This window comes from Bacillus sp. AY18-3, from assembly GCF_008042305.1.
GTDB classification, from domain to species: Bacteria; Bacillota; Bacilli; order Bacillales; family Bacillaceae_G; genus Bacillus_A; species Bacillus_A wiedmannii.
Genome location: NZ_QKQR01000021.1, coordinates 141,784 through 157,524, shown reverse-complemented (window position 1 = coordinate 157,524; position 15,741 = coordinate 141,784). Strand labels below are relative to the sequence as shown.

Annotated in this window: 19 protein-coding genes and 2 pseudogenes; 12 read left to right on the top strand and 9 right to left on the bottom strand. The window is 36.9% G+C overall.

Annotated features, from left to right (window positions below):
* Positions 1-126: pseudogene (locus DM800_RS19435) on the bottom strand (NUDIX hydrolase); the annotation flags it as partial.
* Between the two features lie 124 nt (positions 127-250).
* Positions 251-1,459 carry an NAD(P)/FAD-dependent oxidoreductase gene (locus DM800_RS19430; protein ID WP_147787370.1) on the bottom strand — a complete coding sequence of 403 codons (1,209 nt, stop codon included), beginning with the start codon at positions 1,457-1,459 and terminating at the stop codon, positions 251-253.
* A 462-nt stretch (positions 1,460-1,921) separates the two neighbouring features.
* Between DM800_RS19430 and DM800_RS19425 the strand changes: the two genes are divergently transcribed.
* The 3 genes from DM800_RS19425 (at position 1,922) to DM800_RS19415 (ending at position 4,928) form a co-directional block, all read left to right on the top strand.
* Positions 1,922-2,911 (top strand): NAD(P)/FAD-dependent oxidoreductase, encoded by a 990-nt coding sequence (locus DM800_RS19425; protein ID WP_048542263.1) that lies wholly within the window; start codon positions 1,922-1,924, stop codon positions 2,909-2,911.
* Between the two features lie 125 nt (positions 2,912-3,036).
* Complete coding sequence (locus DM800_RS19420; protein ID WP_147787369.1) at positions 3,037-3,513, top strand: GyrI-like domain-containing protein; 477 nt, start codon at positions 3,037-3,039, stop codon at positions 3,511-3,513.
* 167 nt (positions 3,514-3,680) lie between these two features.
* Entirely contained in the window at positions 3,681-4,928 is a 1,248-nt protein-coding gene (locus DM800_RS19415; protein ID WP_147787368.1) for an MFS transporter, read from the top strand.
* A gap of 17 nt (positions 4,929-4,945) precedes the next feature.
* Here the strand turns inward: DM800_RS19415 and DM800_RS19410 are convergent, their stop codons facing one another.
* Positions 4,946-5,827 carry a helix-turn-helix domain-containing protein gene (locus DM800_RS19410; protein ID WP_147787367.1) on the bottom strand — a complete coding sequence of 294 codons (882 nt, stop codon included), beginning with the start codon at positions 5,825-5,827 and terminating at the stop codon, positions 4,946-4,948.
* Between the two features lie 77 nt (positions 5,828-5,904).
* Here DM800_RS19410 and DM800_RS19405 point away from each other — a divergent pair, with 77 nt between their 5' ends.
* Positions 5,905-6,366, top strand: coding sequence for a 2-thiouracil desulfurase family protein (locus DM800_RS19405; RefSeq protein WP_147787366.1), 462 nt, complete (start codon positions 5,905-5,907; stop codon positions 6,364-6,366).
* A 28-nt stretch (positions 6,367-6,394) separates the two neighbouring features.
* Here the strand turns inward: DM800_RS19405 and DM800_RS19400 are convergent, their stop codons facing one another.
* The gene (locus DM800_RS19400) at positions 6,395-6,748 is read right to left on the bottom strand and encodes a YxeA family protein (RefSeq protein ID WP_106102082.1); all 354 of its coding nucleotides are present in this window, start codon (positions 6,746-6,748) and stop codon (positions 6,395-6,397) included.
* A 105-nt stretch (positions 6,749-6,853) separates the two neighbouring features.
* Positions 6,854-6,958, bottom strand: coding sequence for a methyltransferase (locus tag DM800_RS19395; RefSeq protein WP_242475727.1), 105 nt, complete (start codon positions 6,956-6,958; stop codon positions 6,854-6,856).
* A gap of 78 nt (positions 6,959-7,036) precedes the next feature.
* Here DM800_RS19395 and DM800_RS19385 point away from each other — a divergent pair.
* The 4 genes and pseudogenes from DM800_RS19385 to DM800_RS19375 all read left to right on the top strand — a co-directional run.
* Positions 7,037-7,525, top strand: a pseudogene (locus DM800_RS19385) (recombinase family protein); the annotation flags it as partial.
* 511 nt (positions 7,526-8,036) lie between these two features.
* The gene (locus DM800_RS29670; protein ID WP_255447013.1) at positions 8,037-8,456 is read left to right on the top strand and encodes a WXG100 family type VII secretion target; all 420 of its coding nucleotides are present in this window, start codon (positions 8,037-8,039) and stop codon (positions 8,454-8,456) included.
* Entirely contained in the window at positions 8,422-8,976 is a 555-nt protein-coding gene (locus DM800_RS29665) for a pre-toxin TG domain-containing protein (RefSeq protein ID WP_255447012.1), read from the top strand. The genes DM800_RS29670 and DM800_RS29665 overlap by 35 nt, the downstream gene beginning before the upstream one ends.
* A 15-nt stretch (positions 8,977-8,991) precedes the next feature.
* Positions 8,992-9,351, top strand: coding sequence for a DUF6572 domain-containing protein (locus tag DM800_RS19375; protein ID WP_087986034.1), 360 nt, complete (start codon positions 8,992-8,994; stop codon positions 9,349-9,351).
* A 112-nt stretch (positions 9,352-9,463) separates the two neighbouring features.
* Here the strand turns inward: DM800_RS19375 and DM800_RS19370 are convergent, their stop codons facing one another.
* From DM800_RS19370 to DM800_RS19355, 4 genes are all read right to left on the bottom strand, one after another.
* Positions 9,464-10,387 carry a tyrosine-type recombinase/integrase gene (locus tag DM800_RS19370; RefSeq protein WP_255447011.1) on the bottom strand — a complete coding sequence of 308 codons (924 nt, stop codon included), beginning with the start codon at positions 10,385-10,387 and terminating at the stop codon, positions 9,464-9,466.
* Between the two features lie 242 nt (positions 10,388-10,629).
* Positions 10,630-10,983 carry a HesB/IscA family protein gene (locus DM800_RS19365; RefSeq protein ID WP_000573830.1) on the bottom strand — a complete coding sequence of 118 codons (354 nt, stop codon included), beginning with the start codon at positions 10,981-10,983 and terminating at the stop codon, positions 10,630-10,632.
* A gap of 41 nt (positions 10,984-11,024) precedes the next feature.
* A complete protein-coding gene (dapF, locus tag DM800_RS19360; RefSeq protein ID WP_147787364.1) occupies positions 11,025-11,891 on the bottom strand; it encodes a diaminopimelate epimerase in 867 nt (288 codons plus the stop codon).
* Between the two features lie 238 nt (positions 11,892-12,129).
* Positions 12,130-12,369: a YuzB family protein gene (locus DM800_RS19355; protein WP_000595024.1), complete on the bottom strand. Its 240-nt coding sequence runs from the start codon at positions 12,367-12,369 to the stop codon at positions 12,130-12,132.
* Positions 12,370-12,719: 350 nt separating this feature from the next.
* Between DM800_RS19355 and DM800_RS19350 the strand changes: the two genes are divergently transcribed.
* The 4 genes from DM800_RS19350 (at position 12,720) to DM800_RS19335 (ending at position 15,692) form a co-directional block, all read left to right on the top strand.
* The gene (locus tag DM800_RS19350; RefSeq protein WP_000682062.1) at positions 12,720-13,790 is read left to right on the top strand and encodes an NAD(P)/FAD-dependent oxidoreductase; all 1,071 of its coding nucleotides are present in this window, start codon (positions 12,720-12,722) and stop codon (positions 13,788-13,790) included.
* Positions 13,791-14,023: 233 nt separating this feature from the next.
* A complete protein-coding gene (locus DM800_RS19345) occupies positions 14,024-14,197 on the top strand; it encodes an aspartyl-phosphate phosphatase Spo0E family protein (RefSeq protein WP_060488142.1) in 174 nt (57 codons plus the stop codon).
* Positions 14,198-14,251: 54 nt separating this feature from the next.
* Positions 14,252-14,911: an ABC transporter ATP-binding protein gene (locus DM800_RS19340; RefSeq protein WP_147787363.1), complete on the top strand. Its 660-nt coding sequence runs from the start codon at positions 14,252-14,254 to the stop codon at positions 14,909-14,911.
* Entirely contained in the window at positions 14,895-15,692 is a 798-nt protein-coding gene (locus DM800_RS19335; protein WP_088608534.1) for an ABC transporter permease, read from the top strand. Before DM800_RS19340 ends, DM800_RS19335 begins: the two co-directional genes overlap by 17 nt.
* Positions 15,693-15,741: the final 49 nt, after the last annotated feature.

Here is a 15,741-nt window from a genome sequence, read left to right as displayed (position 1 = left end):
AAACCCAGCCGGCAAAGACCATTTCCCCTTTAATCCACTATATTTTTTCTTAACGAACAGCCACCTGCCATCTTTTGTAGCTACTAAGCCACCAACAGCTAGCCATACTTTCCCTCGCTTCTCCATGATGCAATACCCTCCTCTATCAGAACGGACAGAATATTCTTTCTTTTTTTATATATTATACTATATTTTTTAAATGAAAAAAGCAGAAACAGCTCTTAGCTGTTTCTGCTTTTTCTACTATATATTAAAAGAACTTTAATTTACCTTTTTTAAGAACTAATAAAGGTCCACCTAATAAGAATAGGTAACGGTTATCGATAACTTTCTTCATGAAGGAAGCTTTCCAACCTGTTAACTTTTTGCCCATAACAACGCCCATTGCATCGTCATGACCTAAAGAACATACAGATCCTTTATTGTCGAATGCGAATTTTTTCATTTCGCCTTTACCACGAACTAACACAGTTAAGTTGTGTGCAATGTTGTAACCTTCTTGAATTGCGATTTGTGCCGTTGGTGGGTATGGACGATTAATTTCTTCGTTAATGATTAACGCTGCGTCACCAACCATAAATACATCTTCGTATCCTGGAGCGTGCATGTACTCATCAACTTTTACACGTCCGCGCATTGCTTCAAAGCCAGACTCTTCTACAATACCGTTACCACGAACACCCGCAGCCCAAACTACTGTTTCAGACTTAATTAATTCAGTATCATCGCCGTTTGCAACGATAATACCTTCTTCAGTTGCTTCTTTAATTGCTGTACCGATGCGGAATTCTACACCTTTTTTCTCAAGTTGTTTTACAGCGTATTCTACTAATGCCGGATCGAAACCTGGAAGTGCTGTTGGAGCAGCTTCTACACAGATAATACGTGCTTTTTCACGTGGTACATTGTACTCTTTGCAAAGTTCAGGAACACGGTTTGCAAGCTCACCTACGTACTCGATACCAGTAAATCCAGCACCACCAACAACGATTGTTACTAACTCATCGCGCTTTTCAGCTGCATATTTAGCGAAACTAGCTTCCATATGCTCACGAATTTCACGAGTTGCATTAATGTTAGCAATTGAGAATGCATGCTCTTTTAATCCTGTAATTCCGAATGTTTCTGATTCGAAACCAAGACCGATTACTAAATAGTCATACTCTAGCTCGCCGTCTTTTAAGATGATGCGTTTTTCAGCAGCTTTAATTTCTACTACTGTGTCTTGTACAAAGTTCACTTTATTTGTATCAATAACGTCTTGAATATCTAGACAGATTTTTTCATCTTGTAATGTACCAGCTGCGCTCTCATGTAACCAAGTCGCTTGGTAGTGATAGCTGTTGTTGTTTACTAACGTAATTTCAGCTTCATTTACAGATAATGCTTTTTGCAGACGAACAGTCGTAATCATCCCGCCATAACCTGCACCTAAAACTACGATTTTTGGAGTCTTCACCAAATCACAACCCTTTTCTTTATATAATAGTAATGAAAAATAATACCAAGTACTAAAAACTATATTTGTCAAGAATGTGGAATTTATCACATTCTATATCATAACAAAACGCAGTCAAAAAATCGTACGAATTTTGTCATAGAAATTTAACATAATACTTCCCTATATTAGTCGGTTTTATTCCAGAATTCAAGCGTCTGGAGAATTATCAATATTTTAAAATAACATAGCGTTTTCAAGGGTTTTTCAGCCTTTTTTTCATGTATTTTCCTTTCACCATATTTTATACAATTAAAAAAGCATCTATGCGAAAACTTACACACAATTCAGTCGTTTTCAGAAGTATTATGAACTCAAATATGCTATCATTTATTTGAAAGTGTCATCATTTGCAGGATTTTCGTGTACATATGAACAATATATGAAATCAATATCAAAATTCCATCTATAGGGGGAATGAAAGTGGCAGAAAATCAAAAAGTTTACGACATAACGATTATTGGTGGTGGTCCAACAGGGCTGTTCACAGCATTTTATGGCGGTATGAGACAAGCAAGTGTAAAAATCATTGAAAGCTTACCTCAACTTGGAGGACAATTATCCGCACTCTACCCTGAAAAATACATTTATGATGTAGCTGGATTTCCAAAAGTGCGCGCACAAGAACTAGTTGATAACTTAAAAGAGCAAATGAAGAAATTTGATCCAACCGTTTGTTTAGAAGAAGCTGTTGATACGCTTGAGAAACAAGCTGACGGTATATTTAAACTTGTTACGAATAAGCAAACTCACTATTCTAAATCAGTTATTATTACTGCTGGCAATGGTGCTTTCCAACCACGCCGCTTAGAATTAGAAGGTACAGCAAAGTATGAAAAGAAAAACTTACATTATTTCGTTGATGATATGAATAAATTTGCTGGTAAGCGCGTCGTAGTATTTGGCGGCGGCGACTCAGCTGTTGATTGGACAATGATGTTAGAGCCGATCGCTGAAAAAGTTACAATCGTTCATCGCCGTGATAAGTTCCGTGCACATGAACATAGCGTAGAAAGCTTAATGAATTCTCGTGCAGAAGTAAGCACACCGTACATACCAGTAGAACTCATTGGTGATGACAACATTGAACAAGTCGTTCTTCAGCATATAAAAACGGAAGAAAAAATTATCATCGATGTGGATGATGTCATCGTAAACTACGGCTTCGTTTCCTCTCTTGGCCCAATTAAAAATTGGGGCTTAGATATACAAAAAAACAGCATTCTCGTGAATTCGAAAATGGAAACAAATATTCCTGGCATTTACGCTGCTGGTGACATTTGTACATATGAAGGAAAAGTAAAACTCATTGCTTGCGGCTTCGGTGAAGCACCAACAGCAGTAAACAATGCAAAAGCTTACTTCGATCCAAACGCAAAACTTCAACCGATGCACAGCTCTAGTATGTTTTAATATAGAAATGAAAAGAGCTCCTTTTATGCGAAGGAGTTCTTTTGTTATTGTGCTACCGTATCCTTCCAAAATATGTTACAATCGATAAGAACAAACGTTCTGATTAATAAGGGGGATATTTTAAAATGAAAGAACCTATTATCGTAAAAAAAGAAGCTTTCCAAGCAATCGGTATTTCGATTACGACGACAAATGAAATAGAGGCATCTACTGAAGGAAAAATTCCAGGGCTTTGGAACCAATACTTCCAAGAACAAATGATGCATCACATCCCAAATCAACAAACGACAGAAACATTCGCGTTCTACTCAAATTACGAATCAGATGAAACTGGTACATATCAATTTACGATCGGTATGCCCGTTTCTTCATTAGAAGACGCACCTGAAAATATGACAACTTTAACAATACCTGCTGCTACGTATGCGGTATTTACAACGAGAAAGGGTCCAGTTGCTGAAGTCGTTTGTGAGGCTTGGGAATATATTTGGCAATGGTCAAAAGAAAACAAACGTGCTTTTACAACAGACTTTGAGCTTTATGATGAAAAAGCAACAGATCCAACCAACGTACAATTGGATATTTATATTGCATTAGCCTGAACGACAAAAAAGAAGATACATCTTCTTTTTTGTCGTTAAATAGCCACTGTGCAAACCCAACATTATTGTCTACAATGAGAAAGTGCAGTATAGAAATATTAGAAACTGTATAAAACGATTGTTAATAGGTTTTTCAGTTTAAATTTGTCACATAGAAAGGAAGCAATATGGAGGAACTACAACAAAATAAATCTGCTTTAAAAGAAAATGCGAAACCGTTATTAAAAAATACGAATTTCCTTTTTCTTTGGGCAGCTACTCTTTTTTCAAGTTTTGCTTTAGCCTTTTTTACTTTTTCACAAACGTGGTACATAGCAAAAACATTAAACCTTGAGGCTTTACTCGGTGTTGTTTTCGTAGCTCTTAGTGTTCCAAGGCTTATTTTTATGATTATCGGCGGTGCTGTAGCTGATAAATTCCCGAAAAAAAACATTATGTTTTATTCTAATATTATTCGTGCTATTCTCGTCGCAACCATCCTTACATGGTTCATCGTAGGTGATGTAACACTATATACATTTGCTTTATTCGCTTTATTCTTTGGGCTTGCTGATGCTTTTTTCTGGTCAGCTGATGGATCTATCTTACCTGAACTTGTAGAAAAAAGCCGTTTAACACAAGCAAATTCACTTACACAAATGACAAACCAAGCATCGGTCATCTTAGGCCCTGTACTTGGCGGAATTCTTATCAAATTTACGAACTATGAAACGATCTTTTCGATCACGATTTTATTACTGATCGTCGCAGCCATACTCGTTCAAAAAATACAATTTACGATGCCAGAACAGCAAAATACAGACAAAGGCATGTTCACTTCTATTAAAGAAGGAATCTTATATGTAAAGGAATCACCATTCCTTTCAACTTTCCTTCTTTGTAGTGCCTTTTTAAACTTATTTTTAATCGGTCCAATGCAAGTCGGTTTCCCGCTTTTCGTTAAAAATGTTCTGCACGGTGACTCGCTTCAGTTTAGTTACTTAGAAGCATCTGTAGGAGGCGGAATGGCGATAGGCGCTGTCATTGTCGGTTTAAAAAATATTAATCGTAGACGCGGTCTATTTTGCATTATCATGATGCTACTATCTGGTGTATTCTTCTTATCCATCAACTTTAGCACCGTACTTTGGCAAGCATTATTAGCTGGCATGTTTTACGGTATTACAATTGCAATGGCTATCGTTCCGCTTATGGCGATGATTCAATCGACAGTAAAAGAAGAAATGATGGGACGCGTAATGAGTTTACTTATGCTCTCATCAATGGGCTTTATCCCGCTTTCTTATGCATTCACATCAATCGCACTTGCAATAGGAATTCCAATCGTAACCGTTATGAAAAGCGGTGCAATCGCCGTTATCGTCTTCGTACTATTTGTAGCGATTCGTGTTCCAGTTGTAAGGAAGTTTGATTAACTACTTGGAGTCATGTGTTATACGCATGGCTCTTTTTTAAACGGATCAAATAATGGTATCCCCTTACTTCTTCTCACGGCTGCCCCCCATTCTAATCCAATTTCTAAAAATAAATCCCGCACTGTACTATATAAAAGAGCCTTCACATTTTTACGGATTTCCCCGTATTTATACGCTCTCACAACACTCTTTACTCGCCAAATGAAATTTCCATACACTTCTTCATCAGCTAATATTTGCTCCAGTAAAACACCTTGCTCTAGTAACCCGCTCTTTTTATATGCAAGTTCCACCTTCCTCCAAAATATATTAATCTTTTTCGGATTACGCGTCATTGGCACAAGTGCGTATATAAAAGGCTTCGGTATATCATGACGGCAATACGTCTCATCAAGTTCGTACGTTTCTTTTCTATTCTCTTTTATTTGTGGAATGTTTTTAGAAAAAATTGTTTCCCCTTCACTTTTTTTCTCATTTTTACTACAGCCATCTACACGATCATCACTTTCACATGCGGACAGTTTCATACGGTCATCCATGCGGTCAATTGCAGATGTAAGAAATACATATAAGTTCGCACTATATCCGCCGCGCTTATGTCTTTCTTTTGTCGCAACACGCTTTATAATTCCTAGTTCCTCTAACTTTGCAATTGAACGGCGTACTGTACGAATACTTTTTCCAACATTTGTAGCAATCGTCTCCATTAACGGACAAGCAACTCCCACTGTTTTCTGTTTCTCATTCACCGCATACTTCCCTAAAAAATGAATGATGGTTGTATCCGTTTTATTTAATTCAAATCGATAGCACTTCAAAATTTGTCTTTGATATGTATTAAACTCTTCTTTACTTCGAAATTCACTATATGGTTTCATTAAATTATATAAGCTTCCCATTTTTATCACCTCATTTATAGGTAAGAGTCAGGAAGCAAAATTAGCGGGGTATTTTAAAATTTTTTGGAGGTGACAATATGATCGTAATTAGCGCTTGTTTAGGTGGCATCGCTTGTCGGTATGATGGAAATGACAATCTCGTTTCAAAAATACAGGAGCTACTGCAACAAGAAGATACAGTCCTCATTTGTCCTGAAGTATTAGGAGGATTACCAACGCCTCGTCCTTCAGCTGAAATTATTGGCGGGAATGGCGATGACGTTTTAGATGGAAAAGCAAAAGTGGTGACAAAAGACGGTGAAGATGTCACAGCAGCTTTCGTGAGCGGTGCTTATAAAGCTCTAGAACAAATGAAAGGTTTACACCCAGAATATATTATTTTGAAAGAACGCAGTCCATCTTGTGGTAGTTCTACGATTTACACTGGAGAATTTAACGGGAATAAACAAACTGGTTACGGGGTAACAACTGCTTTATTCAAAAGACATGGATTTAAAGTCATTTCAGAAGAGGATTTTGAGAATATAAAAAGGAATTGACCCTATTCGTCAATTCCTTTTTTCTGTCTTATTTCACGCCTAGTTTTTCTTTCACTTTCGCAGGAAGCTCATCTTTCTTTACTTCTTCCCAAGCTGTTACACCTTTTTTATCTGAGTGATATACACGTAAGAATGCATCTTTACGTAAGTTTTTTTGAGCTGTGAATTCTAATTCTTTTTCTTTTCCGTCTTTATCAAAACCAGTTAACTTATATTCGTAATCTTTATATGGTTCACCATTATCAGATTTACCATTATACTCTTTTCCATCTACTGTAATTTGAACATAATACTCATCTTTACCCATACGATTTAAATCACAACCAACTAATAGGCTTGCAAATACAACTAAAATACTAAAAAGTGCAATATATCTTTTCATTTCCTTCACCTCATGTGTTTTTCTTATATTGTTATCTTAAAGCCTAAGCTTTAAAGAAGAAATTCAAAAACATGACATGAACATTACACTTTTGTAAGATAATAATTATTTCTTCACTTTAGAAACCGTCATCCCATCACCAATTGGAATAAGTACGGATTCTAAACTCAGATGAGTTGCTATTACTTCATTAAAATTCTTCATACACATAAACCAACCTCTAATTATGCAAAAGACAACAATCGTAAGAAAATAGATGAAAAATACTAATTCCTTACTCAACCAACTAGCGGTAAGGACTTCGAGCGTGAGGGCTTTCAGAATATGCTTAAAGCAATGCGTGAAGGTGATACGCTCTATATAAAATCTATCGACCGACTAGGCAGAAACAAAGCGCAGATAAAAGAATACCTTGAATACTTCAAGAAAGAAAAGATTCGTGTTAAAATCATCGACTTACCTACGACTATGGCAGACATACCAGCGGGTCAAGACTGGGTTATTGATATGATTAATAATATTATTATCGAGGTTTATACATCTATCGCAGAACAAGAAAGAAGAACGATAAAAGAGCGTCAACGTGAAGGTATCGACGCAGCAGCAGCGAAGGGAAAACACCTCGGGCGTCCTGTTATGGCACTTCCCGAAAACTGGGATAACTTATACTGCGATTGGAAAGGCGGAAAGATAAAAGCAGTCGAGTTTATGGCGGCTGTTAATATGAAGAAAGCAACGTTCTATAAGAAGATAAAAGAATACGAGGCAGCGCAGTAATTGGCGGTGTCTTTTTTTTATGATTAGGTACGTAAAGAATAAACCCCGTGAGTTTTAAGACCTCCCTCCAGCAGAACGAGCAGCAGTTATATAGCCGCCAACCACAGCGCTACACACACGCCAATCTGACGATATTTCCCCCCGTGACATCGCTTATTTTGTAAATTTCCGTAACCATTTAAGTTACACGTAAATCATCGTAAACATTACAGTCGCAAGGGGTTCGCTATTTCATCGAAAATATTATACGAGTTTACATCAATTAACCTTTTATAGCTTTCGATAACTTTTACCAACTTTCGCTACACATAAATATAAAACGCTAACTTACTCCGCACATCAAATGGTAGATAACGCTACATTCTATTACATTCGAATGCAAATTAATAGCTTTTCATAGCTTTCGATAACTTTCATTACATACCGCAAATATGTCCTTTTATCACACATCGACCAATGCATATATATGGTATAATTTTCTTGCAAAAATATTAAGAAAAGAAGGGATGGTATGGTACAAATAAAAGTAACACCTGAACGTTTAGAGCAAGCAGCCAAGACAGTAAAGGACGTACGGTACACCTTAGAACAGATACATAACGATTTATATAATCAAACAGAACACATTGCCGCGACCTGGATAGGAGCAACCAGTCAACATTTCTATCAAATGTTTAACGAAGCTAAGCCGAAAATGTTCACTGTTTTAATGGAATTCGATAAAATAGCTGACGAACTAGAAAGAGCTGCGGAAAAATTCCGCACGGCAGATGCTGAGTACGACGGCAATCTAGTTGAAGGTGAGACCGCAGCTAGTGCATCTTCTTCGGAAAAAGGTGACGATAGTTTAGAGAAAGCTGCTAGAGACTTAGCGGGCGAGCTATCGGGTGAATACGATGTGCGACGCGTTATGGAAGGTGTTGGATCCTGACACTGGCGAAAAACTTTCGTGGTGGGATCGCACTGGCGCTGGTGTTATGGTTTTTGCGGGTCTTACTCCGCTAGGAAAAGGAATAAAAGTAGTTAAAGGTGCCAAAAAGGTAGCTGATGCCGTAGATACTGCGAAAAAGATAGACAAGACCGCGGAAGCAGTAAAAGCCCAAAGACAGGTACAAATAGGAATAAATCAAGCAACTGGGAGAGCATTTGAAAAAGAAGTATATAAGGACTTCTCAAAAGAAGTAGATACAGTAGTAGAACAAATAACTTTAAAGACTAATAAAACAGGGACAAAGACAAGGCTTGATTTTCTAGGGGCGAATAAAGATTTAGAAGATATAAGAATAGTTGAAGCAAAAGGTTCGCCAACTGCTCCCCTTACTAAAAAACAAAAAATTGCGATTCCCGAAATTGAAGAACACGGCGCAACAGTTGTAGGTAAAGGAAAACCACCATTTGTAGGTGGCACGGAAATACCTCCAACTAAAGTTGAAATTAGAAGAAAACAATAGATAAGAGGTGTTTTTATGTCTTTATATGAATTAGAAAAAGTTGACTTTATGGGCTACAATCAAGAAGAAAAAATAGCCTATTTAGTCATTGCTGATGAATTAGACTGGACTGATGAAGAAAAACATATTGAGTTACTGCAAGAAAAAATCAATTTGTATTTAGGTTTTATAGAAAGTGAAGAAGTTTACGAAAGATATCCCGAAGTAAAAGGGTATAATTTTGTTATTAAAATCTACGGTAAACATCGTTGCACTAAATGGGGCAAAGAGTTTTTAGAAAAGGTTGACGAAGTCCTTGTAGAAGCGGGATACGGTTTTCAATACGTGCATGAGCCATATGATGAGATTAAAGAAACAGATAATACAATTAACTAAGCGACGTATAAACGCCGCTTTTTTTTATTTCCCTCTCCGCTTTCGCCAAGCACCTATCATATCTGTAATATTTGCCGCAAATACAGCTAGTCCGAATCTTACTGCGACTGCACTAAGATTTTACTTTTATTTTCTGTAATGTAAATGGATCACAGCCGTTTAAAATCATATTTTTAGCCCACGTATGACGATAAATATGCGCAGTTACCTTCTTACCTTTAATACCTGCCTTTTCTGCGTAATACTTTAAGCGCTTATTAAAATGATTCGCTCCTAGTAACTCACCGAAGCAAGAAAGGAATATGCGGTCTGTTTTAAAATGCGCCCTATTCTCTTCGATAAGCTGTAGTAAGAGCTTCGCAACAAATGCCGATATTGGTACATATCTAGGTTTGCGGTTTTTATTCCGTTCACCCGTCAACGTTATAAAGCGTGTTTTAAAATCAATCTCTTCCACTCGTAAATTAAGAGCCTCATTAATACGTAACCCGCTATCTAATAACAAATTAATAATTACAAAGTCTCGAAAACCTACATAATCTCGTTGATTAGGTTGCGCTAAGACCGCTTTTACTTCATCCTCTGTTAAACAATTCGTAAGGTCTATGTCTTGACGCAACAATCTTACATTGTCCATCGGATTGTACTCTATTAACTCTCCACGCTCTAAGTAATTGAACATTGAGCGGTAAGTACGCAGCCTTATATTAATTGTCGTTTCTTTTACCCCTCTTTCTTCTCGATTAGTAATAAACTTGTGACCATCGTAACGTATGGCATCGTACTGTAAATAGTTAATATAGTTACGGAAAATATCTGCTGTAAGTTCGTTAACATAATCTATATCGGAATAATTTTCTGCAAGCCAATCGGTAAAATAGCCCCACATCTTCATATAGTCTGTTAGCGTTCGTTCTCGCAGACCCTCTGCTTTTTTACCTGCTATCGCTATATCGAGAGCTTGCTGTAAGGTTATCTTAGGGTACGACTTGTGCGTAGTGCGCTCAGCTCGCTTCTTCTTACGTTTTAATGCCAATAAAAAAAACCCCTCAACGAATGAATTTTGTAATTCACCGTCAAGAAGGGTCGGTATTATTAATCCTTATAGATGCGCAGTAGGGTTACGTAGATACACTTAGTTACTTGTGTATGGTCGAATTTCGAACGTTATCTACCGCCCTCAATTCTCCATCCTCACCCTATACGCTTCATGTTTACGAAAAGATTTCACGCTAATATCTCGATACTAAAAACGTTGATTTGACGCACTTTTTCGCACTAGCACTCTTCCGGCTTACCAGCATTCGTCGCTGTACGGAAAGATGATCCACATCCGCATGATGCGATTGCGTTTGGATTGTCGATTGTGAATCCACCGCCAAGCATAGATTGTTTATAATCAATTTTTACTCCTTTAACAATTGGAGCACTTTCTGTATCGATAACAAATTCAACACCGAAAAATTCAAGAACTGTGTCGTCTTCTTTTGGTTCTACTTCAAATCCTAAGCCGTAAGAAAGGCCAGTACATCCGCCGCCATGTACAGCAAGGCGCACGTACTTCTCTCCATCTTCAGCATCTTTTAACATATCTTTAATTTGAAAAGCTGCTTGTTCTGTTACTTCAATCATGAAATACACCATCCTTTCTGTTCTCATTCTATTATACATCTTTACGCTTCTATCTTGTACTCATACACTCCGCGGCAAATTACTTCCGCTGGTCCTTTCATTAACACATTATCTTCTTCTGTCCATGCAATCATTAAATCGCCACCAGCTAAATGAACTATAATTTCCTTACCACGTTCCATTTTCCCATTTAAAATAGAGGCTACAACTGCAGCACACGCCCCTGTTCCGCAAGCTTGTGTTACACCAGATCCACGTTCCCAAACACGGAAGTTCATCTCTGCATCATTCAAAATTTCGACGAATTCAACATTTACTCGCTCTGGGAACATTTCATGTGTCTCCAGGACTGGACCAAGTGTTGTAAGAGGTGCTTGCTCTACATCATCAACAAAAATAACCGCATGCGGATTCCCCATTGAAACAGCTGTAAATGCATAACGATGATTATTGTATAAGAAGTTTTCACGAATAAATGGTGTTTCACCTTCACCAAGCATCGGTATTTCTGCACGTGTTAAACGCGGTGCTCCCATATCGATTTTCGCTAATGTAACTTTCCCTTCTTCTACCGTTACTTCCGCTGTTACAATACCAGCTAACGTTTCAATTTTGAAAACTGTTTCTTCTACTAGTTTATGCTCATACGCATATTTCGCTACGCAGCGTAAACCGTTACCACAGCTCTTTCCTTCTGAACCATCATTATTAAACATGCGCATTTTCACCGGAGCTACGTCAGATGGACAAATTAAAATCATTCCATCTGCTCCAATACCAGTATTAATATTTGAAACCTTTTCCGCCACAAGAACTAAATCTTCTTCAGGAATTTGTTCTTCAAACATATTTACATATATATAACTATTGCCAAGACCATGCATTTTTGTAAAAGAAAATTGGCTCATTTGTATTCACTCCAAAAATAGTTTGTTATTTTAAGTATAAAATGCACGCTTTTAGAACACAATATGAATGTCCCCCGTTTCTCATATTTGACAACATTTGGCGATGAGCCATTCTTGCACAAATTGTGTAAGAAAAAAAGCCCTTCTACAAGGGCCTTTTTTATTTATATACAATATTATCCTCCCCCGCGAAAGAAGATTTTATCTAATAGAAAAAGGTGCTGCTGATTGCAACACCTTAAAACATTGGATTTTCATCCAAATACTCATATACATTATGGACAAGTTCTTCTACTGTAGCACCTTGTACGACTTCACCATTTACAAGTGCAAACGGCCCTTCAAAACAAATACCACAATATCCTAAACAACCATATTCCATTACATCTAAATTCGGATCTTTTTCTAATTTCTCTAAAGCTGCTTGTGAACCACTCGCAAGGTTACCTACACAAAATTCAATTAATGGTTTAATCAAAATTCTCCCCCCTGTACTACAAAACAAATTACCTTCTGACTATCTATAAGAAGAAAACTAAGCTGTCTCTTGTTGTTTTCGTTATACATTCTAAACTATTTAGTTACTTCACTATTTCACTTCAAAGTAGATGGACTTATTTTATATAACATGCTACTCGCAATGAAATAGTAATTAAAAAGGAAAAACAGTTTACTTTACTTTTCTTCTTATTGTACAACAGAGTATTCATTCATGCATTGTTATTTGTTCACAAATTCGATATAATTTGATTGAGTAAAGTCAAAATATTTTATTAATATAAAATTGTATGATTAGGGGATATTTCAACAGAAAAGGGGTAATCCATCATGAAACACCTCGTAATACTAGGTGGCGGCTACGGTGGAATGAGAATTCTGCAGCGGCTACTTCCAAGCAACCAACTTCCAGATGATGTACAAGTGACATTAATCGACAAAGTACCATACCATTGCTTCAAAACTGAATATTATGCATTAGTTGCGGGTACTATTTCAGAAACACATATTCGTATACCGTTTCCCGAGCACCCACGCCTCAATATTCAATACGGCACAATAACAAATATTGATCTCGAAGAAAAAGCTGTTCATCTCGATGGCGGCGAAGCAATCCCATATGATGATTTAATTATCGGTCTTGGCTGTGAGGATAAATATCATAACGTTCCTGGGGCGAAGGAATATACACATAGCCTACAATCGATTGAACAAACACGTAAGACATATGAACAATTAAATAGTCTAGAACCAAACGCAACAGTAGCTGTCGTTGGTGCTGGATTAAGTGGCGTTGAAGTTGCAAGTGAACTTCGCGAAAGCCGTTCTGATTTAAAAATTCACTTATTTGATCGAAAAGATAGAATTCTATTCCCATATCCAGAGAAATTAAGTAGATACGTAGAAGAATGGTTCGTAAAACATAAGGTTACTATTATACGAAACTCTAACATTACAAAAGTAGAACCAAATATTGTGTACAACCACGATGAACCACTTGAATGTGATGCAATCGTCTGGACAGCTGGTATTCAAGCAAATGAAGTTGTTCGAAACCTTCCAGTTGAACAAGATGGTAGCGGACGGGTTGTTTTAACAAAATATCACAATATTCCAAATAACGAGCACGTGTATGTTGTAGGAGATTGCGCAGCACTTCCACACGCTCCATCTGCACAACTTGCTGAAGGTCAAGGAGAACAAATTGTCCAAATATTATTAAAACGTTGGAATAATGAACCACTTCCTGACGAACTACCTGTAATTAAATTAAAAGGTGTTCTCGGCTCTCTTGGTAAGAAGCACGGCTTCGGTTTACTAGCAAACCAACCATTAATGGGACGTGTACCGAGATTATTAAAATCCGGTCTTCTTTGGATGTACAAATATCATAAAGGTTAATACTTTACAGACTGTCTACTAAATAGGCAGTCTCTTTTATGAGTTAAAATATAATTATCAGACACATCTTTCTCAATATGGATGATGATTTATTTTTCATTTTTATATTAAAAACTATTGATAAACAGTGTATGCTATTTATAAGTTGTTTTATTATTTCCTTTAAGACCGAAGTCATTCGGTCTTATTTTTTATGTTGTAAATACTTTTACAGGAGGTATTCCATTTCACTTATGAACTTAACGAAACTAAACGATCGAATAGAAGCGAAGAAGATAGAATTGATCTATCTCGTTGAAAAGTACGGATTCACTCATGATAAAGTGATTTCTTTCAGCCAAGAATTAGATCGTTTACTTAACTTATTAATAGAACTCAAGACGAAGAAAAAACGTTGCTCTTTATAACCGTTACCTTCTCTTTTTTGATACGATAGAACTAGAATCAGAAAGGAGCCATCTATGTTTATATTAAAAGACGTTACATATAAAGATATACTACACATTCCTTATTTACAGATTCAAAAAGAAAAAATTACATGTATTATCGGTGAGAGTGGGAGCGGAAAAAGTACATTGCTCCGCATGCTAAATGATTTGCAATCTCCAACATCCGGTACAATTGAATATAACGGAAAACAAATTTCCGATTATCCTCCAATTCAATTACGACGTGACGTAGTCATGCTTGGGCAAACGCCACCTATTTTTGATGGAACGATTAAAGACAATCTATTAATGGGACTTCGTTTTTCTGAAAAACCATTTCCAAATGATGATGCCTTGCGAAGCGCATTAACGACTGTTAGCTTAGAAAAAAATTTAGAAGACAACGCTAATTCATTATCAGGCGGAGAAAAACAACGACTTGCTTTTGCACGTATCGTACTTATGGATCCACCTGTTTATTTATTAGATGAACCAACCTCGGCACTAGATAGCGATACAGAACGCCGCGTTATGAAACAATTTACTATGCTAGCAAGAGAAAAGAAAAAAACAGTTATCTTCATTACACACTCACAACAACTTCCAGAAGAAATTGCAGACGATATTATTGAAATTAGTAAAACAAACGGTGCAACTAGAAAGGAAGTGCTCTCAGTTGAAGGGCGTTATTGAACTCCAAATTTGGCAACTTGCCGCTGCATATATTTTTATTCTTATTTTAATTGGACTTGTAAAATTAAAAGGGATTCCTCGTGAAAAACAAATTGCGCTCGCAACATTCCGTATGACGATTCAGCTCGTACTTGTTGCATATGTCCTTACATACGTATTTGAAAATAGTAATCCATTTTATACAATTGCTCTTATTACTTCTATTACTACCTTTGCAATTTTTAATATTTATAAACGAGTCAATATCCCGATGTCTAAAGAATTAAAACGAGTAGCCGCGCTTTCCATGGTTGCCGGATCAATTGGCCCACTTCTACTATTTATCTTTGTTATTATCGGGCACGACCCTTGGTATGCACCGCAATATATCGTTCCGATTACGGGAATGTTAGTTGGGAATGCGATGACAGGTGTTTCCCTTGGTGCAAATACGTTCTTAAATAATATGAAATCGCAAAGAGGTCAAATTGAAGGCGCACTTATGCTCGGCGCAACACCGAAAGAAGCCGCTGCGCCGCTCATACGAGACGCTTTTGACTCTGCTATTTTACCAACGATCAATTCTATGGTCGGAATGGGGATTATAAGCTTACCAGGCATGATGACTGGTCAAATCTTATCTGGTGTATCACCATTTACAGCCATTCAATATCAAATCGCCATTATACTTGGTATTTCAGGAAGCACTGCCTTTGCTGTTATTATCTTCTTACAGCTTGGATATAAAACATTCTTTAATAAGCGGTGTCAGTTGAAAGAGATTGACTATGGTGCACAGTAAATGTTGCACTGTTCATGGTAAATAAAATTATATCGACTTACCGATAAAA

Bases quoted from the DNA above. Each gene is read 5' to 3' on its own strand.
- DM800_RS19395 (WP_242475727.1), bottom strand. From the start codon at position 6,958: ATGTGTATGAAGAATTTTAATGAAGTAATAGCAACTCATCTGAGTTTA.
- DM800_RS19410 (WP_147787367.1), bottom strand. From the start codon at position 5,827: ATGGGAAGCTTATATAATTTAATGAAACCATATAGTGAATTTCGAAGT.
- DM800_RS19340 (WP_147787363.1), top strand. From the start codon at position 14,252: ATGTTTATATTAAAAGACGTTACATATAAAGATATACTACACATTCCT.
- DM800_RS29670 (WP_255447013.1), top strand. From the start codon at position 8,037: ATGGTACAAATAAAAGTAACACCTGAACGTTTAGAGCAAGCAGCCAAG.
- DM800_RS19400 (WP_106102082.1), bottom strand. From the start codon at position 6,748: ATGAAAAGATATATTGCACTTTTTAGTATTTTAGTTGTATTTGCAAGC.
- DM800_RS19415 (WP_147787368.1), top strand. From the start codon at position 3,681: ATGGAGGAACTACAACAAAATAAATCTGCTTTAAAAGAAAATGCGAAA.
- DM800_RS19345 (WP_060488142.1), top strand. From the start codon at position 14,024: ATGAACTTAACGAAACTAAACGATCGAATAGAAGCGAAGAAGATAGAA.
- DM800_RS19350 (WP_000682062.1), top strand. From the start codon at position 12,720: ATGAAACACCTCGTAATACTAGGTGGCGGCTACGGTGGAATGAGAATT.
- DM800_RS19365 (WP_000573830.1), bottom strand. From the start codon at position 10,983: ATGATTGAAGTAACAGAACAAGCAGCTTTTCAAATTAAAGATATGTTA.
- dapF (WP_147787364.1), bottom strand. From the start codon at position 11,891: ATGAGCCAATTTTCTTTTACAAAAATGCATGGTCTTGGCAATAGTTAT.
- DM800_RS19420 (WP_147787369.1), top strand. From the start codon at position 3,037: ATGAAAGAACCTATTATCGTAAAAAAAGAAGCTTTCCAAGCAATCGGT.
- DM800_RS19405 (WP_147787366.1), top strand. From the start codon at position 5,905: ATGATCGTAATTAGCGCTTGTTTAGGTGGCATCGCTTGTCGGTATGAT.
- DM800_RS19375 (WP_087986034.1), top strand. From the start codon at position 8,992: ATGTCTTTATATGAATTAGAAAAAGTTGACTTTATGGGCTACAATCAA.
- DM800_RS29665 (WP_255447012.1), top strand. From the start codon at position 8,422: ATGTGCGACGCGTTATGGAAGGTGTTGGATCCTGACACTGGCGAAAAA.